The 25,868-nt window shown below is 41.3% G+C and carries 21 protein-coding genes; 9 read left to right on the top strand and 12 right to left on the bottom strand.

Going from position 1 to position 25,868, the window contains the following annotated elements; genetic code table 11:
* Positions 1-47: 47 nt before the first annotated feature.
* The 3 genes from MSTHT_RS07725 to MSTHT_RS07715 form a co-directional block, all read right to left on the bottom strand.
* On the bottom strand, positions 48-398 hold the full coding sequence (locus tag MSTHT_RS07725) for an ArsR/SmtB family transcription factor (protein ID WP_231588035.1): 351 nt from the start codon (positions 396-398) through the stop codon (positions 48-50).
* Positions 399-437: 39 nt separating this feature from the next.
* Positions 438-2,162 carry a flippase-like domain-containing protein gene (locus tag MSTHT_RS07720; protein WP_082086804.1) on the bottom strand — a complete coding sequence of 575 codons (1,725 nt, stop codon included), beginning with the start codon at positions 2,160-2,162 and terminating at the stop codon, positions 438-440.
* 125 nt (positions 2,163-2,287) lie between these two features.
* On the bottom strand, positions 2,288-4,438 hold the full coding sequence (locus MSTHT_RS07715) for a DUF2298 domain-containing protein (RefSeq protein WP_231588034.1): 2,151 nt from the start codon (positions 4,436-4,438) through the stop codon (positions 2,288-2,290).
* 812 nt (positions 4,439-5,250) lie between these two features.
* Between MSTHT_RS07715 and MSTHT_RS07710 the strand changes: the two genes are divergently transcribed.
* Positions 5,251-6,453 (top strand): MFS transporter, encoded by a 1,203-nt coding sequence (locus MSTHT_RS07710; RefSeq protein ID WP_048167278.1) that lies wholly within the window; start codon positions 5,251-5,253, stop codon positions 6,451-6,453.
* A 94-nt stretch (positions 6,454-6,547) separates the two neighbouring features.
* Positions 6,548-7,978 (top strand): aldehyde dehydrogenase family protein, encoded by a 1,431-nt coding sequence (locus MSTHT_RS07705; protein WP_181952173.1) that lies wholly within the window; start codon positions 6,548-6,550, stop codon positions 7,976-7,978.
* 176 nt (positions 7,979-8,154) lie between these two features.
* Here MSTHT_RS07705 and MSTHT_RS07700 read toward each other — a convergent pair whose 3' ends face one another.
* Complete coding sequence (locus tag MSTHT_RS07700) at positions 8,155-8,430, bottom strand: DUF3303 domain-containing protein (RefSeq protein WP_048167276.1); 276 nt, start codon at positions 8,428-8,430, stop codon at positions 8,155-8,157.
* Positions 8,431-8,853: 423 nt separating this feature from the next.
* Positions 8,854-10,188 carry an NAD(P)/FAD-dependent oxidoreductase gene (locus tag MSTHT_RS07695; RefSeq protein ID WP_048167275.1) on the bottom strand — a complete coding sequence of 445 codons (1,335 nt, stop codon included), beginning with the start codon at positions 10,186-10,188 and terminating at the stop codon, positions 8,854-8,856.
* Between the two features lie 279 nt (positions 10,189-10,467).
* Here MSTHT_RS07695 and MSTHT_RS07690 point away from each other — a divergent pair, with 279 nt between their 5' ends.
* Complete coding sequence (locus tag MSTHT_RS07690) at positions 10,468-13,227, top strand: cation-translocating P-type ATPase (protein WP_048167274.1); 2,760 nt, start codon at positions 10,468-10,470, stop codon at positions 13,225-13,227.
* A gap of 38 nt (positions 13,228-13,265) precedes the next feature.
* Here MSTHT_RS07690 and cydB read toward each other — a convergent pair whose 3' ends face one another.
* Both cydB and MSTHT_RS07680 read right to left on the bottom strand, forming a co-directional pair.
* Entirely contained in the window at positions 13,266-14,309 is a 1,044-nt protein-coding gene (gene cydB / locus MSTHT_RS07685) for a cytochrome d ubiquinol oxidase subunit II (protein WP_048167273.1), read from the bottom strand.
* 1 nt (position 14,310) lies between these two features.
* On the bottom strand, positions 14,311-15,627 hold the full coding sequence (locus tag MSTHT_RS07680; protein ID WP_048167272.1) for a cytochrome ubiquinol oxidase subunit I: 1,317 nt from the start codon (positions 15,625-15,627) through the stop codon (positions 14,311-14,313).
* Between the two features lie 403 nt (positions 15,628-16,030).
* On the opposite strand from MSTHT_RS07680, the gene MSTHT_RS07675 reads away from it, so the two are divergent.
* On the top strand, positions 16,031-16,495 hold the full coding sequence (locus MSTHT_RS07675) for a hypothetical protein (RefSeq protein ID WP_048167271.1): 465 nt from the start codon (positions 16,031-16,033) through the stop codon (positions 16,493-16,495).
* A 251-nt stretch (positions 16,496-16,746) separates the two neighbouring features.
* Here MSTHT_RS07675 and MSTHT_RS07670 read toward each other — a convergent pair whose 3' ends face one another.
* Together MSTHT_RS07670 and MSTHT_RS07660 are read right to left on the bottom strand one after the other, a co-directional pair.
* Complete coding sequence (locus tag MSTHT_RS07670) at positions 16,747-16,944, bottom strand: hypothetical protein (protein ID WP_187148739.1); 198 nt, start codon at positions 16,942-16,944, stop codon at positions 16,747-16,749.
* A gap of 518 nt (positions 16,945-17,462) precedes the next feature.
* A complete protein-coding gene (locus MSTHT_RS07660; protein WP_048167268.1) occupies positions 17,463-19,097 on the bottom strand; it encodes a flippase activity-associated protein Agl23 in 1,635 nt (544 codons plus the stop codon).
* A gap of 78 nt (positions 19,098-19,175) precedes the next feature.
* On the opposite strand from MSTHT_RS07660, the gene MSTHT_RS07655 reads away from it, so the two are divergent.
* The 4 genes from MSTHT_RS07655 (at position 19,176) to crcB (MSTHT_RS07640) (ending at position 21,756) form a co-directional block, all read left to right on the top strand.
* A complete protein-coding gene (locus tag MSTHT_RS07655) occupies positions 19,176-19,469 on the top strand; it encodes a ubiquitin-like small modifier protein 1 (protein ID WP_048167267.1) in 294 nt (97 codons plus the stop codon).
* A 23-nt stretch (positions 19,470-19,492) separates the two neighbouring features.
* Positions 19,493-20,686: a molybdopterin molybdotransferase MoeA gene (locus tag MSTHT_RS07650; protein WP_048167266.1), complete on the top strand. Its 1,194-nt coding sequence runs from the start codon at positions 19,493-19,495 to the stop codon at positions 20,684-20,686.
* A gap of 311 nt (positions 20,687-20,997) precedes the next feature.
* Entirely contained in the window at positions 20,998-21,381 is a 384-nt protein-coding gene (gene crcB, locus MSTHT_RS07645) for a fluoride efflux transporter CrcB (protein WP_048167265.1), read from the top strand.
* Positions 21,382-21,756 carry a fluoride efflux transporter CrcB gene (crcB, locus tag MSTHT_RS07640; RefSeq protein WP_048167264.1) on the top strand — a complete coding sequence of 125 codons (375 nt, stop codon included), beginning with the start codon at positions 21,382-21,384 and terminating at the stop codon, positions 21,754-21,756.
* Between the two features lie 188 nt (positions 21,757-21,944).
* Here the strand turns inward: crcB (MSTHT_RS07640) and MSTHT_RS14800 are convergent, their stop codons facing one another.
* Complete coding sequence (locus MSTHT_RS14800; RefSeq protein ID WP_181952181.1) at positions 21,945-22,118, bottom strand: DUF5350 domain-containing protein; 174 nt, start codon at positions 22,116-22,118, stop codon at positions 21,945-21,947.
* Positions 22,119-22,557: 439 nt separating this feature from the next.
* On the opposite strand from MSTHT_RS14800, the gene MSTHT_RS07635 reads away from it, so the two are divergent.
* On the top strand, positions 22,558-23,265 hold the full coding sequence (locus tag MSTHT_RS07635) for a YkgJ family cysteine cluster protein (protein WP_048167263.1): 708 nt from the start codon (positions 22,558-22,560) through the stop codon (positions 23,263-23,265).
* A gap of 138 nt (positions 23,266-23,403) precedes the next feature.
* Here the strand turns inward: MSTHT_RS07635 and MSTHT_RS07630 are convergent, their stop codons facing one another.
* Both MSTHT_RS07630 and MSTHT_RS07625 read right to left on the bottom strand, forming a co-directional pair.
* Positions 23,404-24,651, bottom strand: coding sequence for a uracil-xanthine permease family protein (locus MSTHT_RS07630; RefSeq protein ID WP_197071742.1), 1,248 nt, complete (start codon positions 24,649-24,651; stop codon positions 23,404-23,406).
* A gap of 477 nt (positions 24,652-25,128) precedes the next feature.
* A complete protein-coding gene (locus tag MSTHT_RS07625; RefSeq protein WP_048168463.1) occupies positions 25,129-25,812 on the bottom strand; it encodes a 2,5-diamino-6-(ribosylamino)-4(3H)-pyrimidinone 5'-phosphate reductase in 684 nt (227 codons plus the stop codon).
* Between the last annotated feature and the right edge of the window lie 56 nt (positions 25,813-25,868).

Genomic DNA, 25,868 nt, shown 5'->3' with positions numbered 1-25,868 from the left:
CAGTAAAGAGAATCAGACAAGAGAAGAGGAAAGCGTTTCAGAGAGAATTATGCCCCTAAATGGAGGGAAATTTCAAAGAGATATAATTCCTCCCCATTTTTCCAATTCAAGTTTTTTTCAAAATATTTTTCAATGTGCTTCAGGAGTAAGTACCCGAACTCCGTGAGGTAGTGGATCTGGAAACTGCGTTCTCTTCGAGTGTCTACCTGGTCTGCTTCTTTTAACAGCTTAAGATGATAGGAAAGTGCTGAATGCTTTTGATCCGTGCACTCTACAAGGACACAGACACAGAGGCTCTGGACTTCAAGAGCCCTGAGAATCCTGAGGCGTGGCGGGTCTGCAAGCACCTTAAACAGGCTGACAATTTCTTCCACATCTTCACTGATTGCTGTATGCACGGCAAGACTCAGCTCACGCTATCCTGAATTTATCCTATTTTATCCTTTCAAAATATCCTTATCCGTGCAAAGTACTTCTTTCCACCTCAAACCGAGTCCCGAGAGGGCAAAACCGCCTCCAATCAAAGTAATTGAATTTTTTATAATATGATCAAGCACGGCAACCGTAAACCCTATTTTCGGCTCGATCCCCCCAAGGGCAAAAACTGCAGTAAGAGCAACTTCGTATGTTCCTATAGCACCAGGTGTTATTGGGAAGGTTTTTGCAATATTTCCGAGAGCTACAGCCAGGAAAATAAGAGATATCATGTACGTTGAGGAAACATCTACTCCTGCTATCGGAAAAGCTTTAAGCACCAGAAGGCAGGTGAATATATCTATTCCCCATATAAGAAGAGAAGATGCGGTTACGGCCAGAAATGAGCCAGGTCGCACTGCAACAACGCTCATCTGGTGAAGAAAAGTTGATGCTAAACCCTTTATCTTGCCAGAGAGCCCGTTCTGGAAGTTTTCTCTTTCCAGTGTTGTTTTAGCGTGGCTTTCCCTAAAAGATGCAATAAAAAGAATTGAAAAGAAAAGCACTACTGCAAGCCCGGATAGCTTTATCAGGGAGCTCATCCACGGAGCAAGCTCAAAACGGGACGCTGCACCTGAAGATGCAAGTATTGCTATGGAAGTAATTGCAACTATATCAAAGACCCTTTCTACGGTCAGTGAGGAGAAACTTGTTGTAAAGGCAAGATTCTTGCTTTTTTTCAGGATATACATTCTGCTCAGATCTCCTATACGTGCAGGGAGAACTACGTTTGCTGATTGGCTGACAAAAATGCTGCCTATAAGAAAGCCAAGTCCGTACTCGCTTCCGAGCCTTTTAAGGATCTGCTGAAAACGCACCCCCCTCAAAGGCCAGGAGATGCAGTACACCAGAGAAGCAAACGCCAGAGTCCTGAAAGAGGCAGCTCTCACATTTTCCAGAATATCGGACACGCCCAAAAAAGTCGCAACAAATGCAAGGATCAGAATCGCAAGGCAAGTTGCAAGAAACACCTTCCCTTTTCCTGAAACGATAAGTGGGAATGAGAGTTCCCGCCAGAGCCGGAATATCTCTGATCCCATTCCTTTGACATCTTTTGCCAGATTAACCTTGCTTGATCCTCCATGCCTCCAGTAAACAGGAAACTCTATTACCCTGTATCCTCTATGCTGGGCTCTTACGAGTACTTCAGTATCCCAGAACCAGTGTTCATTCTCGATCTCGTCGAGAAGTTCAAAAAGAGCTTCTCTTCTGAAAGCCTTAAATCCACATTGATGATCATAAAGCTTTGAATGCAAAAAGGTTCTCACCAGAAAATTATATCCCCTGCTTGCGAACTCCCGTTTAAAAGGCCTTTTTGCATCGCTTTCACGCATCATTCTCGAGCCTGTGGCAAAATCATATTCATCCTTACTCACAGCCCTGATCAATTTTTCCAGATATTTCATATCCGTTGCAAGATCCACATCAATATAGCAGAGGACTTCTCCTGAAGCGGCTTTAAATGCCCTGCTCAGAGCTTTTCCTCTGCCCTGCCGCTTATCCGAGTGCAGGTGGACAACATAAGTGTACTGCTCTGAGAGCTCGGAAGCTATTCCGTCCGTACCATCTGTGCTGCCGTCCTCTGCTATAATGATCTCGAAATGATCAGTTATTTTGAAAAGTGTTTCCGCTGTAGTAAAGACAGCTTTTTCGATATTCGCTGCCTCGTTATAAGCTGGTAAAACCACCGAAACGCTGGTAATGGATAAAACCCCTCTATTTTCATTCCAGTATTAGGAGCGAATTTACGATTTGTATATCTTGATTTTTATATGAGTCAGAGTTTAAGGTTCCCCCTAAAAACCGAAAACTCTCAGAACTTGTTTTTTACCTTATAAATCCGGACTGAGCCCTGGTAAACCGGTTCAAAATAAGTTTCATCTTCGAATTTATCCGTCTTTACGTCATACATTTGCCTTTCAAGTTTACCGATATACACATAGCTTACGTTATATTTATTTATAAGCTCAAGAGCTTTTTTTTCACTGACTGTACTGTAAATGGTATTTACATCTTCAACTCTTGTCCTGATTTCTTCATGGTCTCTTCCCCAGAACCTCTCATGCCTTGTCCAGCCAATAACTGTCGGAAGCCCGGTATTTGCCGAGACACGTGAGGTATATTGATAACTGCTGTTATCATCGGAAGCCTCAAGAATTACAGGAGTACCTTTGATATTTTCCTGCATCCATCTTATGGCGTCATAATCTCCCCTGTCCAGTTCTTTCATATATTCCATGCCATCAAGAGTAGGTTTTGCATTCATATCTTCAATTCTTGTGACAGTTGCTACCACAGGAAAAACGCTGCATGAGAGAACAAGGAGCACAAGCGAGACCATCCAGACTTTTTTTCCATAACCTCGGTTAGTCGAAAAAAAGATATTTCCGGATAATGTCCTGTAACGAAGGTAGAGTTGAGAGTATGAATAGGAAGCTGCAATAGCTAGAAAAATCCATAAATGCATATAAAATTTAAAAACCGTATTCATACGAGCAAATTTCCCTTGAATAGGGTCATCAAGGAAAATAACTTCACAGAGAAGCGCTACAAATGCAGCTGCTGCTATAAGAAAGAATACAAATCCTGCACTGCTCCTTTCCGGAAGATCTTTAAGGAATGAATACAGCGAGAGGGCAAACAAAGGGAGAAGAATTACAAGCAGAGGAATAGATAATTCACTGGCGAGAATCGCAGTAATTCCTATCCACAGAATGAAATATTGTACTTTTTGCCTGAATTCCAGCCTGGTCATAAGGAACGAAAAAGTCAGAAAGAGGAAAAGGCTGAACAGGATCAGAAACTCTTTAATTGTTGTTCGAAGTTCCGGAGGAACAAAGTCAAATCCACCTGCAGCCTGGGGTTTAAATGTCAGGTAAAAGGGCAAATAAGGAAGAAGGCTGAGAACGGAAACCAGAAAAATTGTTCCCAAAAAGCCTGTAAAGGAGCCGGATAAGTTTTTATTGCGAATATAACGCCCACAGTAAAAAGCAAAAATAACTGCAAGTGTCAGGCTGAAATATACTGGGAAATCCCAGGAATTGGAAGGGAATAAGAAGCCAAGAGATACTGAAAAAATCAGAAGTGCTAGCACGTTTTCAAAGGCCCATTTACTGTCTTCTCTTAAATATATGTTCAAAAGGAAAGTAAGTACCACCAGCTGGAAGGGAATTGCAAGTACATGGGAATGCAGGTCCCCGTGTATGAAACTGAAGTAAGGAAATTCATTTATCGTATAGGGGATAACTCTCGAACTGCTCCAGTAGTATCCCATTGAGATTGGCTGTTTGACAATATACAGGTTCAGGAACTCTTTAAGTCCCTGCAGGTTTCCGAGCAGAATCACAAATGAGGCGGTCAGGACTCCGTACCTGGCTTTTCCATGAGAAAGATTATATCCTAAACCGAAAAGGAGATTGAAAGCCAGAGCGAAAGTGAGTGCAATAGCCAGATTGAAAAGCATTGACGGCTCGACAGAAAGTAATTTTCCCGGAACTCCTACTGAAAGGTATCCCAGGTAGTAGTAAAAGTCAAGGAACCCACCTGCAAACCAGGGATCTGCTGGGGGAAAGGAAGCAGTTCTCATCATTGCGTTCAGAAAGGCAAAGTCCATAAATTTTTCATGCCTGTAAATCTCAGGGAGATGCATGCGTATAAACAGGAAGAAAAAAAATCCTGCTATGAATACAAGCTCGTTTGATAGGATTACCTTCTTTTCTGGTAAAATGCTTCGTTTTCTATAAACTATTCCCGAAATAAGGCAAAGCAAAAGGACTGAAATCAGGATCGTACTCCGGTTAAAGCCCCATATATACGAAAAAAACCAGGCAATGTAAGTAACAAGCACTATTCCCAGAGTTCTGGCTGCAGAATAGCCTCTGTCAGCAAGCCTGTTCCCAATTATTCCGGCAAGAGGGGTGGAGATCAAGCCCAGTACTTCTATAAATGCAAACCACAAAATCACGTTAAAATACTCTAGCACTGCTCTCTTCCCTTTAAAATCGGTCGTTTAACGTGCACTTCTAAAGCCCCACTTTCTTGAGGTGCACTTTTAAATATAAACCTGTATCCAAAATCTAAGCCTTTTATTAGCTCGGAGAGACAACTAAAGGTTAATGTCGTTTCCGAGAGGCTATTGAAATCTTCCAACTACTTTTGCAGTCGGTATTCCTATTTCCCCAACTTTTATTTACCTGACATAAGTGCCGATAATATTTATTTTAATAATATGTATTTTGTAAAGAGGTTTATATTTTTATCGTATGGAATAAATTTTCTTTTTCTTCCGATTTTATCTTTTTTAAATTTTAAATGATTGAATTCTTTCTTGAAGCTTGTAGCAAGCCTTCATTATTTACTATTCCCTCAGTACCCGTTCGTATTCAGGTTTTTGCTACTTTGTGTTCAGTTTTGCTAATTCTTGTCCCGCTAATTCGTATCCTGATTCGATTTCATCAGTAACTACTATATACGCTAAAAATGTATAAAGACCAAATTTGTTTCATAATGTAACTAATTCAAACATATTACTTTTAGAATAGTTCTCTGAGAACAGTTGAGAATAGTGTTCGAGAACAGTTCTCTTAGAATAGTTCAACATATGAAAAAAGGCTAGATTGAAACAGCTTCTGGTCTGGTTTTCCACCAAACATATACGATAAACCAGCATGCTAGCTCTCCAAATTCGATTATGGTTTTTTAAATACATATAAAGTGGTGCGTTTCACTAATATCCTAAGAATTCTTCAAAAGAAAAAGGAGACATAATGAGACATCATGAATTCAAAAAAAACAAGATTATGGACTAATGATTTTGTAATCGTTTTTGTTGAAAATTTTCTAGCTGCCTTAACTTTTTACTTATTAATGATAGTTATGTCTGGATATGCGATGAGTAGATTTAATTCATCCCCAGGTGAAGCGGGCTTTTCTGCCAGTATATTCATTATTGGCGGACTTATCGCACGTCTGCTTGTCGGAAAATGGATCGGACAAATCGGTCATAAGAAGACCCTTTATGCGGGAATTATTTTAAGCTTAATTATGACGCTATTATATTTTAGGGTCAATAATATTTTTCTTCTGTTTGCTGTCCGCTTTCTTCATGGCATGGGATTTGGCATTACTACTACAGCAGCAGCTACAGTCGTTGCACATATTATTCCTGTAGGGAGGAAAGGTGAAGGGATTGCCTATTTCGGATTGAGTCAGATACTCGCAACCGCTATCGGTCCCTTTTTAGGTATGTTAATTAGCCAGCATGGCAGTTTCGCCACAATTTTTGCTACCTGCGCAGTTGCCTCAGCAATCAGTCTTGTGATTCTGCCATTTTTATCATCCTTACATGAAATAAAATTAACAAAAGAACAGCTGGAAAAAATGAAGGAATTCAAATTTAACAACTTCTTTGAACCCAGGGTAATTCCAATTTCAGTTGTTTGTATGCTTATTTTCAGCTGTTATTCGAGTGTTGTGTCCTTCCTTGAAGTGTACTCCAGGGAAATTCATCTCGTGGATGCAGCCAGCTTCTTTTTCATAGTATATGCCACAGTAATTTTATTTTCAAGACCAATTATTGGTCGACTGTTTGACTCCAAAGGTGAAAATGCAATCATGTACCCGGCGATTCTAATATTTACGGCTGGAATGATGCTATTTAGCCAAACTCATCACGGTTATACACTTTTGTTAGCCGCAGCCTTGATAGGGCTTGGATTTGGAGCTATACAGTCCAGTACTCAGGCAATTTCTGTTAAAATAACTCCACAACACCGTATGGGATTGGCAAACTCAACATATTTTGCGTTTGCAGACATAGGAATGGGAATTGGGCCTTTGATGGTTGGATTTATCATTCCCTTTACTGGTTACAGAGGAATATACATGCTCATGGCAGTTTTTGCGGTAGTGTGCTTGCTATTGTATTATTTATTACATGGGAAAAAAGCTATGCACAGCAGAGGTGTTGGGTATTTCTAAATAGTGACCGAAATACAGCTTGTGATTTTCTCCGATTTAACGTTACCGATTCCTCTTGTTATCTTAAAATAGGGCTTTGCAGATAGTGATAAACATGAAAATGCAGATTGGCGGAAAAGCTGTGGAAGCATGCAGTCATGAGTTTTCTGATATTATAAACCCGGCGACAGGTGAGCTTATTGACCGGGTTCCAAGAGGCACTGAAGAAGATGCGGAAATGGCTGTTGAAGCTGCATGGTCAGCCTTTAGTGATTGGGCTTCCACATCTCCGCAGCAGAGAGCTGGAATACTTTACAGGGCTGCGGGAATTGTAAGAGAGAGAAAGGATGAACTTGCCGTCCTGCTCACCAGGGAGCAGGGAAAACCCCTTACCGAAGCTAAAAACGAGATAGAAGGTTTTGCAAATGTCCTTGAATATTATTGCGGGCTTGCGAGCAGTTTCCACGGAGGTTTTATCCCGATCCATCAAAGCGGATATGCTTTTACCGTGAAGAAACCTCTTGGAGTCTGTTCCGCTATAATTCCCTGGAATATGCCTGCCCTTATTATGGCGTGGAAGATAAGCCCTGCCCTGATCACCGGGAATACACTTGTTCTGAAACCTGCAAGCAGCACTCCCCTTACTAACCTCACCCTGTCTTCTATCCTCAGTGAAGCAGGTTTGCCTGCGGGTGTGCTCAATATCGTTACAGGTCCTGGTGAGGTTGTAGGAGAATCCCTGATTAAGAACCGTAAAGTAAAAAGAATTTCTTTTACCGGAGAAACCGGAACTGGTAAGCGTGTAGCTGAACTTGCAGCCAGTGGAATGAAAAAAGTAACACTTGAGCTTGGAGGAAGCGATCCTATGCTTGTCTGTGATGATGCAAACCTTGAGGCTGCAGTTGCAGGAGCCCTTCGAGGAAGATTTTACAATTGCGGACAGACCTGTACTGCCGTAAAAAGATTATTTGTTTTCGAATCCGTAGCTGACGAATTCATAAAAAAGCTTGAGGCTGGCATCCGGAATTTAAGAGTTGGGAATGGACTGCATGAAAATGTTGATATGGGACCTCTTAACAACCGCAGGCAGTGGGAGTATATAAAAGAGCTTGTTGCAGAAGTCGAAGAAAAGGAAGAAGGAAGGATAGTCACAGGGGGCAGGGTTCCAGAGGGCGGCGACTATAGTAAGGGATATTTCTTTGGGCCCACGCTTGTTGTAGATGTGTCAGAGGAATCCAGGCTTTTAAATGAGGAAGTGTTTGGCCCGGTTCTGCCTGTAGTCCGGGTAAAAGACCTCGATGAAGCAATTGAGAAAGCAAACAATACATGTTACGGGCTTGGAGCATCTATCTGGACAAAGAATATTGATAGAGCACGTATAGGATGTGAGAGGCTGAATGCAGGAATTATCTGGCTAAATCAGCATCTTAAGGTCGCTCCAGAGGTTCCTTTCGGTGGTACAAGGGACAGCGGAATCGGAAAAGAAAACGGACCTGATGCCCTTTCCGAATACCTTGAACTTAAAACAGTAATGCTGAAAACCTGATGTAATGAAAACCTGATGTAATGATTAAAATAGGATATGAGCCTGAAGTAATTTAAAAAGATATGAAAAAGCCCTGATTCTAAAAAGCTCTGTATTCTATAACGATAAAATAAAGAGTTTTCGATGAGCCAGTTAATGCAGCTCATCGGCAGTTTTTATAGAGCCCTGCTGACAGCTCAGGTTTTCTTCTGATATTTCGGCAGAAGCTGCATGAATTCCGAAGCTTCCATAACCGGCACGCTGTCAATTACGCAGATATCCGACCAGGGCAGATTGAACGCTCCATAAGCCTCTGCACTTTCAGCTTCGTAAAGAATATAATATCTATTTCCAGAAAGGTCAATCCACTGGTTAATGACATCAATTCCTTCTGGAATCTCCAGTTTCTTAAAATGTTCTAGGATCTTATCGCGGTTCGAAGGGTCCCAGGTACTAACGTCCATGAATAACATCTTTTACCACTCCTCTTTATTTTCTACGCTGCCAACACCCCTTCCCGGAAGCCAGGGCAGCATTCATTTTTACAGCATCCGGGTCTCTTTGAGAGCCAAGCCTCAGGGAAAAACAAGTTTATTCTCCTGTGTCATCTCCGCTAATGCGGGTTTGATCAGCATGCCCCCAAAATGCCGATTAACGGCAGAAATCCAGATTTTTTATATTTTAACAGCCTTTCCTTCTTTATCATTGCTAAAATCCCCATGAATGATAAATCTGGAAGGACAGGTAATCATGCAGAACTTCCTTCTGCATGTAGCTACAGACAGTATATTATCATCCCTTAGGCTATATAATAGTTCGTCCTAAAAGACTATATTAAGTCAGGTGACTTCTTCAGATATGCAAAACTCTTAATAAAAATACAGGGTGCCACTTTCTCAGTCGAGCCAGCAAACCTCACATTTTTTATCCTTTTTCATGAAGAAATTTGCAGCTTCCAACCCGGCTTTTACAGAGCCGTTCATGCTTCTTTCAGGGTAATTGGTTGATGAGAACATTCCCGCCAGGTAAAGTCCCGATGGACCTGGAGCAAACGGTAAAACTTTTTGAAGATATCCCTGTTCATACACAGGTGCAGTATCCATTCTGCGGAAGATTTTTGCCCAGTTAATATCAGTCCTTTCAAAATCTGGAAACATCCTCTCCAGACCTTTTAGATAAGTGTCCAGGACTTCTTCTTCCTTTTTAACCCATAGAGTATCGTTCTCATTCTGGAAATAAGAAGTTACATAGAGAAGGTGCTCTCCATAATCCTCAAACGGCATAAAATTGGTGTGCTCTATCACGGCTCCAAAAGGCACGTCAGCCTTTATATTCAGCCAGTAATTCCCATCTTCCATAAGCCTTTTCTTAAGCCCTATCAGGGCGCATGCTGTTCCCTGGTAATGGATACTTCGCAGGGTTTCGTGAAGAGCTCCAAGCTTGCCTTTTGTGAGAATATCCAGTACCCTGGGTTCAACAGTTGAAATCACGGCATCACAGGGTATGAATTCTCCGTCAGAGACCACACCCTGCACAGCATTATCTTTGATAACGATTTCCTCTACAGCTTTATTTTGCAGAATTTTGCCTCCCTGTGCAGTGATTTCTCTTGCAAGAGCTTCTATCAGGGAGTTGAATCCTCCTCTCAGGTACCCCAGTTTCTCCCCATCTTTTCCCCTATCCGACCTTATTTTAACGCGCCCTATAAGCCAGGCTGCAGAAACATTCTCGGCGTTATCCCCGAACTTGCTTTTCAAGAGAGGAGCAAAAAAGTTTTCATATACGGATTTTCCTGCAGTCTCAAGAATCCAGTCTTTCGCCTTTATATTGTCATAGGAGGTAGTATCTCTTATTAACTTAATCCTGAGCACCAGCATGCCAAGTTTTACCAGATCCGTAAATGAAAGCGGGTCAAACCTTAGAATCTCAATAGGAGTATTCATAGGATAGCTTTTACCTTCTACAAAATAGGCGTTTTTCCCCTTAAGCCACAGCATTTGATCTTCAAGCCCCAGTTCCCTTATCAGATCTAGAAGTTCCGAGTCACTCCTGAATATATGGTGGTAGTACTTCTCTATAAAATATCTTTTTCCTGCACATTCCTGGCAATAACTTGCAGCCATCCCCCCTATTTCCGCATCTTTTTCAAAAATAATGATCTCATTTGATTTGCAGAGCCTGTACCCGGCTGTAAGTCCTGCAACCCCACTTCCGATTATTATAATTTTCATACCCAATTTTCCTTACCTGTTTCAACTTTTAATCGAAATCTCAATACCCCTTAAGATTTCAAACCCGATCTTGATATCAAAAAAGCTAATGTCTTATATTTCTTTTCCACAAAGGTTCCTACATAATCTGTATTCCTTTACAAATCTTGTAATATATCGACACGCTTAATCATTATATATGCTTTGAACTAACTTATATTGGAGGAGCGAATATAGTAGGAGCGAATATATTAATTGAGGGATATATCCTGTTAATCTGAAGGCTTGAGAGGTAGAGGAGTGTATTACGACCAGGAAATAAACTCCGTTTTTGAAGAGCTTGGGGTATCAGAAGAAGGTTTAAGTCAAGAAGAAGCCGAAAAAAGACTTGAAAAATACGGCGAAAATGAACTTAAAGAAGAGGAAAAAGTCTCAGTCCTGCGGCTCTTTATCTCACAGTTTAAAAGTGTACTGATCATCATTTTGATAACTGCCTCTATTATCTCAGCCCTGCTTGGGGAGTTAATTGATGCAATAGTAATCATTTTTACGGTTTTTCTTGCAGGCATCTTGAGTTTTGCGCAGGAGTACCGGGCTGAAAAATCAATTGAACTCCTGAGATCCCTCACATCTCCGGAAGCCACTGTTATAAGGGACGGGGTCGAAAAAAAAATTCCCTCAAGAAAGCTTGTCCCGGGAGATCTTATTATTATCCAGACAGGGGACCGCATTCCTGCGGATGCCAGGGTAGTTAAAGAATTCAATCTCAAAACTGATGAGTCTTCCCTTACGGGAGAATCTGTCCCTGTTAAGAAAAGCGCTGAAGCCTTGCCTTCAGAGACTCCAGAGGCTGACAGGACAAACATGGTCTATACAGGAACGTCAGTTGCTTACGGAAGAGGCTGTGCCGTTGTCACGGCAACTGGAATGAATTCGGCTTTTGGAGAACTGGCAGGGCTTTTAGGAACAATAGAGAGGTCCAGAACTCCCCTGCAGGAAAGTCTTGATCAATTCGGCCGATGGATTGGTATTGCAACTCTTATAATCGTAGCCTTTGTAGCAACGCTTGGAGTTCTTTATGGCTTTCCTCTTTTCGATATGTTTCTCTGGGGAGTTGCCCTTGCAGTCGCTGCCATTCCTGAGGCTCTTCCTGCAGTTGTTACAGTAGGGCTTGGGCTTGGAGTAAGACGTATGGTCAAAAGACACGCCCTCGTAAGAAAACTCCCATCTGTAGAAACGCTTGGGGTCACAAATGTTATATGTTCGGACAAAACAGGCACACTTACACAGAATAAAATGACGGTTGAGACAATTTGTGTCAACGAACAACTTTTAAAGGTTACAGGAGTTGGATACTCTCCTGAAGGAGAGTTCTTTAAAGAAGATCAAGAATTCCCTGCAGAAGATACCCATCTTCAGGTTCTCTTGCTGGGGGCTGTGCTTTGCAATGATGCTGGTATTTTTAAAAAGGATGAGATATGGGAGATTAAAGGGGATCCTACGGAGGCAGCTCTTGTAGTTGCTGCCGCAAAGGCAGGGCTCCATAAAGCCGATCTTGATAAGGAATATCCACGGCTTGGGGAAATTCCTTTTTCCTCCGAAAGAAAAAGAATGACTACCCTCAATAGAGTGGAAGCTAACTCAGTCAGTTTTCCTGTAAATGGACTGGTTGCTTTCTCAAAGGGAGCTCCTGAAGTAATCCTTGGCTCGTGTACGAAAATTTTTCATGATGGTGAAATAAAAACTTTATCTCCTGAGGCAAAACAATTGATCTCAGGGAAAGTCAGGGAAATGGCTGACCAGGCTTTAAGGGTTATGGCTTTCTCATTCCGTCCCCTGGCTGAGGATATCTCTCCTGAGAAAGTTTCCTCTGGAGAGCGCACTGCAGAGGAAATTGAGGAGGATATGGTTTTCTCAGGCTTAATGGGCATGAGAGATCCCCCTAGAGAGGAAGTAAAGGTTGCAATCCAGAAGTGTGCAGACGCAGGTATTAAAACTGTAATGATAACAGGAGATCATAAAATTACGGCGTCTGCAATTGCAAAGGAACTCGGGATTTTAAAGGAAAACGATCTCATTCTTACAGGATCGGAGCTTGATAGTCTTGGGGATGCCGAGTTCGAAGAGATGGTTGAGAGGGTTTCAGTTTATGCAAGGGTCTATCCTGCCCATAAATTGAGGGTAATAGACGCTTTTAAGAAAAAGGGTTATGTTGTGGCAATGACAGGGGACGGGGTGAATGATGCCCCTGCCCTCAAAGCTGCAGATATGGGAATAGCTATGGGAATCACAGGCACGGATGTCAGCAAAGAAGCCTCAAGTATGATTCTCACAGATGATAATTTTGCATCCATTGTTGCAGCGGTTGAAGAAGGGCGCAATATATTCAAAAATATTCGAAATTTTATTACTTACGGGATCTCAACTCATACTGGTGAGGTTCTTATAGTCCTTATTGCGATCCTGGGATGGCAAGTCCTGCCTCTTCTTGCAGTTCAGATCCTCTGGATTAACCTGATTACAGATGGGCTTCCTCCAATGGCTCTTTCAGTTGAGCCTCCGGACCGCAACATTATGAGACAGAAGCCAAGAAATGTTAAGGAAGGGATTGTCACCCGCAGAGAAATCATAGCCGGGCTTGGAATAGGAGGGTTGATTGCTCTTCAGGGTCTCATTGTTTTAACATGGGCTCTTGATAGAGGCTTTCCAATTGAGAAACTCCAGACTCTGATCTTTACACTTGTGGTCTTCTCAGAGATGTTCAATGCCTTCAACTGGCGTTCTGATCGATACTCGGTCTTTTCCCTGGGGCTTTTTACAAACAAGCCCCTGGTTTACGCAGTCATGACAACAATAATCCTGCAACTAATGGTAATTTATGTTCCTTTCTTCCAGACCGCTTTTGGGACTGTTCCGCTCTCACTCTCTGACTGGAAAGTAATACTCCCGCTTGCTTCTACTACGTTTATCGCTATGGAACTTGTAAAGTACTTTTCTGGAAGAGGTCATAAGGAGAATAAATATGAAAAAACAAAGTCTGACTGGGTTTATACTTTATAATTAAATTAACAAAGAAGTGAAAAATAAGAGAAAGCAGATCAGTAATCGACCTGATCTGTTTCTTTTATTTTTTCTCTAAACAGAGTATAAACCCACAGCTGGTAGATAATGACTATGGGAACGAATACCAGTGCTCCTGCCAGCATAACGCTTAAGGACATGTGGCTTGCTGCTGCCTCAAAGATATCTATTCCATACTCTAGAGAAATAGAGGACTTAAGCATGTAAGGATAGATACTTGCAAGCCCGCTTTGAACAACGAAAAGAAGCACCAGGAGATTGCTGCAAAATGCCAGGAACCCTCTGTCCTTCTTTACAAAGAATATAGCAAGGGCAGCTGCCACTATCGCAAGAACTGGCAATAAGTACAGAGCTGGCAAGGCTGAATAGTTGGTTGTAAAACCTTCAATACCTATAAAAGAATATGCCAGATAGACCAGAGCAAGTGCAAATACAATAAGACAGCTCTTCTTTGCCAGATCACCTGCTTTTGCAGCTATTGTACCTTCGGTCTTGAAGTTGATCCAGAGCGCACCTGAAGTAACGCTCATAAGCACGAACAGTATACCGCCTATCAATGCATACGGGCTAAAAAGTCCAGGAAGATTACCTTTATAAACTCCTCCTGAAGCTATTTCAAGCCCCTTGAAGAGGTTCGCAAATGCAACTCCCAGAACCAGAGAAGTCAGCAGGCTTCCAGCGAACCATCCCCAGGTAAAGATTTTTTGTATCTGGGGATTTTCATCCTTATGGAGATATTCCACGGAAATGCCCCTTGCGATCAGACCGATGAGCAGCAGCATCATGGGAAGATACAGGAAAGTAAACATCTTCGAAAATACCAGAGGGAATGCAGCAAATGTTCCACCCGCAGCGAGGATGAGCCATACCTCATTACCGCCCCAGAAGGGACCCACAGCTTTCTGGATTTGTATTCTCTGCACTTTATCTGTGGCAATAAAGGGTGCCAGAAGACCTGCCCCAAGAGAAAATGAGTCTAGAGCGAAGTAAACTCCCCATATGACACACCACAGGAAGAACCAGATAATAGCAAGCATATCACGAGTAAGGAAATCAAACATCTTACTCAACCCCTGTTGCATTAACTACTGTTTTCTTTATAATGTATATTTCAAAGACCGTCAGGATCAGATATAGTGCACTGATAATGACAATACTTAAAAGCACATTTTCTGTGGGAACAGATGATACCCCCTTTGCCGTCTTTAGCAGACCATATACTATCCACGGCTGCCTTCCTACTTCGGCTACAATCCAACCAGCAATAATGGCTATGTATGGGAGTGGTATCGACCATATTAGCAACTTCAGATACTTATCCGATGTGTACAACTTACCTGACTTCTGGAGATATAAGCCTGCAATAGCCTCTATTATAAACAGGGATCCCAGAGCTACCATCAGCCTGAAGCTCCAGAATACAATTCCTACAGGTGGTATCTCATCCTGAGGCAACTGGTTAAGTCCTGTTATCGTTCCGCTGAAACTTCCTGTATACAGGAAACTTGCAAGACCTGGAATTCCAAGAAGCTGAATGCTGTTGGAACCAGTGCTTGGATCAGGCACCTGTATCAGATACAGAGGTTCTCTTGAACCTGTTTCCCATATGGCATCCATTGCCGCTCCTTTAGCAGGCTGAAGCTCAGTAACATATTGAGCATAACCATGACCAAGAACAGGGAGCATGACTGCAGTAGCAAGTGCTATGGCAACTGCTATGCTAAAAGACCTCTTGAACACTTCACTGTTGTTTCTTTTAAGGAAATGATATGCACAGATTCCCATGACAAGGAATGAGGTTAACAGGTAAGCTGCAAGCAGAGTATGTACCAGCATGTACCACACATAGCTGTTCGTAAGTAGGGCAAAGAAATCTGTCATAACCACCTTGCTCCCATCAGCAGCCATCTCATAGCCAACTGGATTCTGCATAAAACCGTTAGCAGTGATAATCCATAATGCAGACATGTTAGTACCCAGAGCGACCATCCACATGGAAAATGCTTTTAGTTTCTGATGTGAGCGGTTCAGGAATATCCATGCGCCAAAGAAAGTGCCTTCAAGGAAAAAAGCCAGTAATGCTTCAAAAGCTAAAGGCGGTCCAAAGACATCTCCCATGAATTCCGCATAGGCACCCCAGTTCGTACCAAACTGAAAGGTCATCGCAAGCCCTGTTACCAGACCTATTGCAAAGTTTATCTTGAATATCCCACCCCAGAAGTCGGCCATCCTTCGCCAGGTTTCAGCTTTGTTTCTGTAGTACACTGTTTCCATGCCTGCTACTAACAGTGCGAGTCCCAGTGTAAGTGGAACGAACAGGAAATGGAATGCAACTGTTATGGCAAACTGAAGCCGGCTTAATAAAAGCAGCTCAACCATTCATTATCTCTCATTTTTTTGAATCTCTCGATATTTTATGACCTTCATTTTTATCTAATTATGTAAAACTGTAACGCTTTAGTATATTAAACTAAATTTTTATGGGCAAAGATAACAAAATAATAGACAAATTAATGATAAAAATGTGTTTAAGGTTATATTAATCCCTTTGCCGTAATATAAAGTTCTTTCCACTTTAGCTGAAATACTAGGAATGGGGGTCTCCAGGGGTTATTTAGAACAGGAAATAGACTTTAAATTATTGAATTATTCTCACTATCAATTATTCTCTCTGGTTCAAGCATATCTTTTTTACTCTTGTAGCATCAATAATGTATAATGCCGGGGAATAGTCTGGCTATAAAGTATGGGTCTTTGCTATAAAAAATGAGGAGTAGTAGTGATGAATATAAATGTAAGCTGGTATCTTAATAGTGATCCAGATAGTGGTTTGAACCCTCTTTTAAAGTTTGTTAATTCAAATAGTGACGAGGAAAACAAAGCAATTATTTCATGGGCAGATGAAAACGGTATAGAGTTAATTGACCTTAATAACCACACAGAAGCCGAGTTGATTAAGAAGAGGAATGAATACAGGCAGCTATTAGAAAGAGTATTAACAGGTACAAATCTTGAGGGAGACGATTGCTGCCTTCGTGGATTCGGGACACTTGCAGAAAACAAGCTTTTCAGTGAGATATTTGAGGATCAGAAGCATGGTTATCACGGATTTAACGCAAGTAAAAATGCCTATTGGGAAGAAGTAAGACAGGCTGAGTACACGGAATTAGGGTTTAATCCTGATTTGTCCAGAAGACGTGAATTTGAACGTATCTTAAAATTAAACTCGACTTCACAATTTGAATAAAGTTAACATTTGATCGAATATTTTTTAATTATGTCTTTACCTGCCTGTTACAAAGATTAAATTACATTAGAGGCTAAGTTTACATTAGAGGCTAAGTTCGGAGATAAGATAGATAAACCCCGTGGGTTTTATCTCAAAAATATGAACTAAATGTTACTAAACTAGGGATGCGTTTTTAAGTATTCGTTTTTTATATTTTCACAGTCTTTCGGTTTCAGCATCCTTTACAATATTTAGTATTCAGTGGTTTCTTAAGGATGCGCAATGAAAGGGAACGCTTCAGCCCATCCAAACCCCCCAGGAATAAGGATCTGGAACGTTTCCCTTCTTTCCCCTTTTTCTACTTCCAGCTTTTCGATATTATTCAGATTTGTTTCAAAACCCTCTTCTGGTTCCTCGAGACCCTTGACATCTTCAAGGTCAAGTATCCCACTAGAGCAGTACAGCATTTGAACATTATCTAAAATCCATTTCTTACTCACCGATACCATAATCCCACCACTCACCATTTAAATTTTGAGCCGTTAAAACCCCCCTTGGTTTTTTCCTCAAACTCCGAGCATGACGCACTTAGTTTATGATAAAACGTTTATCTGAATCTATATTTAACGTTTAAGAATCTAAAAATATAATAAAATTCAATCTCGCATGGTTACTTTTTATCTATTTATCATGTTTTTTCTGTTTGATATAACGGTAATCGGTAAAATCCCGGACACTCTTATAAGATCTCTGAATGGCAGGATTTACTGACATGAGGCAAAAATTGATAAAAAAGTTCAAAAAAAACTCAACAAGTATACTTAAAAGTTGGTATAAACTTATCCAAACTTTTAAGTATTGTTTCTTTCTTGTGGTCTGTTATAAAGCTGTCTGCTTTCTCAGAGCATACGGATCAATTAAAAACCCTATAAATGCGAAAAAAAGAGGAACCAAATTTCCCTACTATTAAACGCGAACCCCCTTTTCAAGGCTCATCATTATTTTCAAGTTTTCTGTCATAGTAAAGGGTAAGCTGTTTTCCGGGGCGCAGGGAGAAATTATATGAAGCATACCTTTCTTCCGGTATTTCTTCATACATCTGGTACGCAGCAGGCACGATTATTGCATCGTATTTTCCGTCCCCAGGAGGAGCTGTATAATACTCTGCTTTTTCATAGTCCCTGAAGTACCAGGGCAGGGGCCAGTAAAGATTATGTTGATCTACAACAGCTATCCTCAGGTTTTCAGACCCTTTATTGAATCCTTCGATTTTCCCCATAAGTTCCCTGATATCCTGAGGCGCTTGTGAGTAAGTCATCAATTCGTCATGTTCCATACTCCTGTAAAAGTTTACAGAAATACACTGAAACAGGGATATTATCAGGGTCAGTGCTAGAATTCCCACTGCGAGATTGTAGGTACTGGAATATCTCATTTTGGGCGCAGGGGATTTGTCTGCTCCGGAGCTAATATTTTCTGCTCCTGATGAACTTACCTGTTCTCTGCCAGAAGTCCTGGAAAAAAGATCACCCAGATAAGCTCCTGCCAGAATTCCAAAGGGCAAGACAATATGCACAACAAGCCAGGGAACCTTTTCTTGGAGATAGGAATAGAGCAGCAAACTTGCAATTGCCCAGTAGGAGACAAACAGGAAAAAAGAGAAATTTTTACCTTTCTTTCTCAGAAAATGGACAATGCCTGCAGTCCCAAAGATTAGAATAGGGCTTTCATACGTGAGAAGAACAGGAATGTAAAAGTAAAAAGGACCTCCTATGCGCTCAATTTTATGCATCTCCATCCAGTGGGAGAAAGCTCTCTCTACAATTGAGAAAAGGGTCTCATGGACTCTGAAAAGGCTTGTATAGAATAACATTACTGTAAAAATGAAGAGTACGCCAGATAGCAGGATCTCGGGAAGAAATGGAGATATAGCTGTTATCTTGAGAGAAAAAAACTTTTTAAGACTAATTCTCTCTCTTTCCCAGTCGGAATAGAACCTGTATAAGGAGTAAATCCCTGCATAGGCTCCGAACATCGCTATTACAAGATAGGCATTTTCTTTTGAGGATACGGCAAGGGCAAGGGAAAATGCTGTAAGGATAAGATAAGAATATCTCTTCTGGTTGTGCAGGTTATCAAGGTAACGGGTCCCCCCTATAACCGCAGCAAGGGTACAGAAAACAATGATCAGGTCGTTCCTGAAAAATCTTGAAAAATACACCATACTCGGAGAAAAAGCAAGCAAAAAAGCTGCCCAGAGTACACCCTTTTTCCCAAGTTCTTTCCTGAGCAAAAAGATCAGCAGAACCGCCGCTACCCCGAAGAAAACAGGAATCAGGCGTGCGGTTGTATCACTTATTCCCAGAAAATAAAAGACTGCAGCGGTAGAGTGGAAAAGAAAGGGACCGTGATAAGCTGGGTTATAACTGTATTGCCCAGTTTCCAGAAGTTTAAGAGTGAAACTTGCATGTACGCTTTCGTCATGATGAAAAACTCGTTCTCCCAGGTCAAACAGTCTTATTAACAGGGCAAAAAGAATGATCAGAATTCCTAATGTTTTATATTTTTTCTCAGAAAGCCCTGATGAGTTTTCTGTATTATAATCCTGACCCTGTTGCATTATTCCCCAAACCTTCCAGCATAGCTGTCTCTTAATAAGGCATAGGTATATTTAAGGAATAGGATAAAATACTCTCTCATGGCTGAGGTAAAAGTCAAGTTATTTGCAAATTTGCGTGAGAAGGCAGGCACATCAGAACTGCAATTGTCGGGAGAAAAAGTTATTGATGTCCTTTTATCCCTTACTGAAAAATATCCCGAATTAGAACCTCTTATTTTTGAACAACCCGAAGAAGGAAGTGAGATTCCTGCTATGCGCGGTTCAATTAATGTCCTTATAAACGGAAACAATGTCAGGCATCTTGACGGGCTTGATACGCTTCTTTCAGATGGCGATGAGCTTGCAGTCCTGCCTCCTGTCTCTGGAGGCTAATTCTCTTTTCAGGAAGGGAGACAATGGGCAGGATATTCAAAGAGCGAACCCCGGTTAACGAAGCTTTAAGACTTTTTCTTGAAAATATTTCCACTCTGAGAAAAACAGAAGAAGTTCCACTCGAAAGCTGCCCAGGCAGGGTGCTTGCAGAAACTATAATTTCTGAGAGGGATGTGCCTCACTACAGGCGTGCTGCTATGGACGGGTATGCGGTAAGGGCTGTCAATACCCTGGGGGCTTCTCCTGCAAATCCGGTTCTGTTGCAGCTCTCTGATCAAATCGAGGAAGGAGGCGCGATCTGGGTTCATACCGGAGCAGCAATGCCTGAAGGAGCAGATGCTGTCATCATGGTTGAAGATACTGCTACTGCAGGAAACCTTGTTGAGATCAGGGCACAGGTCTACCCGAACAGGAATGTAGGACAGATCGGGGAAGATATAAAAAAAGGAGACAGGGTTTTTGAAGAAGGGCACCTCCTTCGTCCGTGTGACGCAGCCGTACTGGCATCACTTGGATTTGATAGAGTGAAAGTTTTCAAAAAGCCTGTCGTTGCAGTCATTCCGACAGGGGATGAGCTTGTAAGCCGTAAGAAGTGTGTGGATGTTCCTCCTCCCGGTAAGATGATTGAAACTAATGGGTTGATGTCAGCCCTTTATGTGAAGAAATGGGGTGGAATTCCTCGATGTACTGAGATTGTGCCTGATAACCCGGACAGTATAAAAAGGGCTGTAGAAGCAAACCTGGACGCCGATATGATCCTTCTTTCGGGCGGAACCTCGGTAGGGAAAAGGGATCATGCCCCTGAGGTCTTGGCAGCCCTCGGGAAATTACTCTTACACGGCATAGGAGCTAGTCCAGGAAAACCGACAGCGCTTGGGATTATAAATAGTGTCCCTGTTGTCTGCCTTCCCGGTTATCCTGTCGCCGGACTCGTTGCTCTCTACTTCTTTGTTCGTCCCGGAATCAGGAAACTGGCAGCAATTCCTGAAGTTCCCGAACCTATTCTTAAAAGGCGCCTGGCTGCAAAAATCAGTTCTAAAATAGGATACGTTAATTTTATCCGTGTTGCCTTTGAGGGGGATAAGGTTCGCCCCCTTACAGGAGCCGGAGCGGGGATCCTTAGTTCGGTTGCAAAGGCTGATGGGTACGTGCTTGTGCCCGAAGATATTGAAGGGTATGATGAAGGAGAAGAAGTGGATGTCTTTTTGATAGAATAAAAGCCCTGTATTTTTCAAAATTTCTCCTTTTCAAACCCTGTTATTTAAAGAAAAAAAGGTTACAGCAAGTTTACTTTACTTTTTTAGAGAGCAGCAGTTAAGCTCCCCACCCCTGCATCCTTTTGGATTGAGGAAGGCGTCTTCCCACCTTATGGGATATAATTTTATACTTCAAAGACTAATCAATCGGGGAAAGCCAGAGTTAAGATCTAGTAGTTAAGGTTTTCAGGATTTGACTTTCAGAGCGAAATCCTACGAGTTCAAATCTTCAAAAAAACCTAAATCTTAAATGATTTTCAAAGTGAAATGTGATGCCTTCCAAGCATGATGAAATTGATAAAGTCCTTCTTATAGGAGCGGGTGGGTTTCTGGGAGCTATTTCCCGGTTTTTGCTTTGTGAACTCATGGAAGCGCATCTAGGCACTCTTTCGGTAAATGTTCTTGGGAGTTTTATGCTCGGCATGATTATGTACGATACAGAATACATCGAGTTTATAGGTCCAAGGGGAAAGCTTGCGTTTGGAACCGGATTTATGGGAGCGTTTACGACATTCTCGACGTTTGTAGTCCAGTCTTTCGCCATGCCCTTTTTTCCTGCCCTGGAAAATATCAGTGCCAACCTGTTTCTTACCCTGATTGGCGTATTTATGGGCAAGAGTGTAATAAAGACTCTTTCAGGCAGGGAGGATAAATAAATGCTTTCTTTTCCGGATCCTGGAAAACTCCTCTTGATTGGTGCAGGTGGTTTTATAGGGGCATGCCTCAGATACACGGTCTCAAGCCGGGTTCCCAGAATCAAGAATATCCCTGCGGGCACGCTTACAGTAAATCTTTTAGGGACTATTGCGCTTGCCCTTCTTACATTTTCTTCGGAGCCCGAGTCCGTGGTATATTTTATAAACATAGGAATTTTAGGTTCCTTTACCACATTTTCTACCTTTGCATATGAAACTTTCAAATTGCTTGAAGAAGGACAAAGTCTCTCTTTTTCCATCAATATTTTTCTTAATGTTGTTCTCTGCTTTTCAGGAGTAAGCATTGCATATCTGGCTTTGGATTTATGGGCTTGACACTGCCCTGAATCATTTTTAAATCCTAGAATATGCATGACAGTCCAGATAACACACAGTATCTAAAAGATTATCGGACAGAAGAAATCATAATTCAAAAAGAATTATACAACAAGAGGATTCAAAATAAAAAAGGTTTGAATATTTAAAAAAGTATTCAAAAAAGTTAAAATTAAAAGCCCTTAAAATCACTTTACAAGAGCTTTTGGAGATCTTCTGATAAAGCGCCTCTTATGACCAGAAGAAGTAAATCGCTGTGCGGGCCCTGGGTGTGCTTTTTGAGCGTTTGATTTCGGGACCTTAATTACTCTGCCTTTTCTGCCTTTTATCTTTACCCATTCAATGCTGCCGGTTTTGCCCATTATCATTCCTCGTTAAAATTTTCATCTTAATTTTTCTCTGAATTTGTAATTTATCATGTTGTAGCAGGTATTTGCTTGTTGCTGGATACTGCCGGTTGCCGCGGATTTTTTCTTCTATCCGACAAGTCCCAATAAGCAAGTATTCAAACAGGTATTTCCTGAGTTGATAACGTTAAATTGATAATTCTCAATGATATTTGAGGATATCTGGTGTTCTTTGTGGCCTGAAAGTGCAAAATTATAAATGTCATCAAGCCTTGGGTTTATCATAAAGAGAAATGCTAGTAGTTAAATGTTACGGATATTAGACTGGAATATGACTAAAAATTGTAATTAAACCGTTGAACTGCAAGCGCGGCATCGCTTGACCAAAACTGTTGTGCCGGTTTTTGATCATACTTTTTTTGAAAAATTTTGTGAAAAACTTGTTTCTTAAAAGGTGATTAACGTAAAAAAGAATAAAATTGAATCGAGGCTTGAAGATGCGCGAGAAGAACTTGCGGGATTAAAGAAGTTTCCTGACTCCGAATTTGTTGGGATAATCAAAGAACTGGGGTTCAGATGTGAACTCTGTGCACGCTGCTGCACTAATGAGTTTAATGACCATGTTTTTCTGCTTGATGCAGACCTGGAAATAATAAGGCAAATAGACCCTGATGCCGTTACTCCTGCTCCAGATCCTGAGTTTTGTGACCAGAAGGGGAATTTTTATGTGTCGGGCTATGCGCTGAGAACAAAGCCTGACGGCTCCTGTGTTTTCCTTGAGAATAAAAGATGCAAGATCTATGACAATCGTCCCACAATTTGCAGGGTCTATCCTTATATGCTCCATCAGGAAGCTGATGAATTTGGAAAAGTGGACTGGAGGCAGATTAGCGGCTTAAACGAGCATGGGAGATATAATTCCAAAATTGAGGATTCGGAATGTGAAGCAATTGCACGGGAGACCAGGGCTTATGAAGAAGCTTATCTTAAACAGATGATTGACTTTTTCGAAGCTGTGAAAACTCATTTCAGGAAAAACAGTTTAAAGCATGTCCAGAGGATTTATGACCGCAAAATGAGGGAATTTCTTAAAGGCGAATGTGAACTGGAAGTTTTTGGATATTGCAAAGGCGGGTTTGAAAAGCAAAAACTCAAACCTTAATCGGATATCTGGTTAGCAGAATTGCTCGATGCAGGGGCACAACTATCAGGATAATAAACTTCAAAAATAAATTAAAATGGCTGAACGCCTGCATTTGCGGAAAAAGCTCGATTATTTATGCCTATTCTGGTATTAACTCTAAGTCTTCAGTATCAGGCGTTCAAGCAAGATTACAGTAATTACCCCCATAACAAACCCATTCCCTACAACTGGTCTCAGTATGGGAGGAAAAGTTGTCAGGAACTCAGAAGGAATAAAGGCAAGAATCGTTGCGATCAGTATGGGAAAACCGACTATTAATCCTTCATTAAACCCACTGATGGCACTTCTTTCTGTAAGCATGAGCAACCCTGAAGCTATCTGAGCACTCATCAGATAGACCAGAACGCTTCCTATCACTACCGGAGGAATATTACTGATAAAATTGACTGCTGCGGGGAAAAAGGACAGGATAAGCAATCCGACACCGGCTGGGAGCAAAGAATAGCGTGAAGCGCAGCCCGTGGCTGTGATCAACCCTGGGCTGAAAGAGAAATTAACAGGTCCGACAACTCCGAAAAGACCTGCTGTGACATTTCCAAGCCCTGTAATCCCAACTCCTTTGCTGACGCGTTCTTCCATTGAGCTGGCGTTTAAGAGACCTCCTACGGATTGTATCGAACCCAAATCGTTTATGGAAAGTGCAAGATAACAGAACAAGAACGAGAGCAGGATTCCCGGATCAAGGGCAAATTTAAACGAAAGATCTCCAAAGAAAAGGCTGAACATGGGGAGTTCTGGAACGGAGGCAGAAGAGGCAGGGACTAAAACTGTTTGCAACAAAGCATGAGCAATGCTTCCGAAAAGAATACCAAAGACAACTACAGTTGCTTTCCAGACCCCGGTTAGCAATTTATTAGCAGTGAACATACCAAGACAAAGCAGCATGGCAAAAGATAGGTTGAAAAGAGGGGGGATGGCTGATTCAGGAGAAAAGATAAGGTTAAGAATTACGGGAGATAAGGTAAAGGCTATAAGGATAAGGATTACTGAAACTACTCTCACCGTAAATAGCTTCTGCACATGAGCAAAAAGCCCGGAAAAAGCAACCAAAGCCAGTACTAAACCCCCTATAAAAACAGAGGTTGATATAAACTCAGGTCTGCTGCTTTGAGAAGCTATAATTCCTATCAAAAGGACGGTTGCAGGCCCTAATACCAGAGGCAAACGGTGCCCCCACAATACCTGAGCAATAAGTACAATGGAAGTGACAAAAATAAGTTTTTGTATATATATGATCTGCTGACCAAGATCATTATATTGCATTGTGGCAATTAGCTTTCCTATAATTAACAGAGCCGGGATGCTCACTACAAACCATTGCAAACCGTATATAATTATTTCCAATCCTTTAGGTTTGTCATCTAATCCATATTTAAACTGCATTTCTTTCTCAGGTCTCCATCATATAGACTCTGTCCCAAAATCCAGTAATTTTCAATTTTATATTTATTACGAACTTTGGTACTGTGTCCTCATATCCACTAAATAATTATACTGATTATAAAGAATAAGACCTCGGAGTTATATATTCATGCTGAAAGAATGTAATGTCGTATAAAAATCGACGGTAAATTCGATTGAACACTTAGAGTTTTTGGTCACTCTGGAAGAGATTCCTATTTCAAAACCAGGTACTTCGAAGCTTTTAAGAAATTTATTTTTGATAAAATTGATACTATTTGTTTAAGTCATAAGGTAAGAAGAAAGGAAAATAGAAGAGAGAAATAAAAGGAAGGAAAATAAAAGAGAGGAAAATAAAAGAAAGGAAAATAAATGAGAGAGAAATAAAAGAAAGGAAAATAAATGAGAGAGAAATAAAATTCAATTCCCTTTTTTAACCTTCCATTTAAGGAGTATACCGTCTTCGATTTTTTCAGCTGAAAGCAGTTCAAGTCCGAGAAGTTCGGCTTCCGTGAAACCTTCCCCATCCGTGAAGGTTGGAGCTGTTTTCCCTCCTATTATCAGATTTCCAACGAAAGTATATATCTCATCAACAAGACCTGCGGAGAGCATACCCCAGTTCAGGGTTGCCCCTCCCTCTACCATAATTGTTTTTATGCCCATTTCCTTTAATTTTCTTACAAGCTCCTCAAGGTCAACTTTCTCTGTACCTGTTCTGATAACAACAGCTTTTTCTTCCAGTTTTCTTACCTTTTCGGCAGGCGCAGAGTTTGAAACCGCAATAATTCTTGTTCCTTCCCCTTTTTTGAAAATGTCGGCATCTAATGGAGTTCTTGCTGAGCTGTCTACAACAATTCTTACTGGGTTCTCATCTTTTCCGGCGGCTTTCCTGGCTGCCCTTCTTTCCTGAGATTTTACGGTCAGGCTTGGGTCGTCTGAAAGGACAGTCCCTATTCCTACCATAATAGCATCTGCTTGAGCTCGTAGTTCGTCCACTCTCTCAAAATCAAGTTTTCCGGAGATCCTGACCTGTTTCCTTTCCTTTGTTGAAAGTTTGCCGTCGGCTGACATAGCAGAATTAATGAAAATAAAAGGTTTTTCCATTTTTCTGGCTCCTGAAAAAAGTTTTATAGGAAGCATCTTTCAGCAGAGTGCTTCCT

Source organism: Methanosarcina thermophila TM-1 (assembly GCF_000969885.1).
Taxonomy (GTDB): domain Archaea; phylum Halobacteriota; class Methanosarcinia; order Methanosarcinales; family Methanosarcinaceae; genus Methanosarcina; species Methanosarcina thermophila.
The sequence above is the reverse complement of the archived record's forward strand: the minus strand, read 5'-3'. Positions and strand labels throughout refer to the sequence as shown.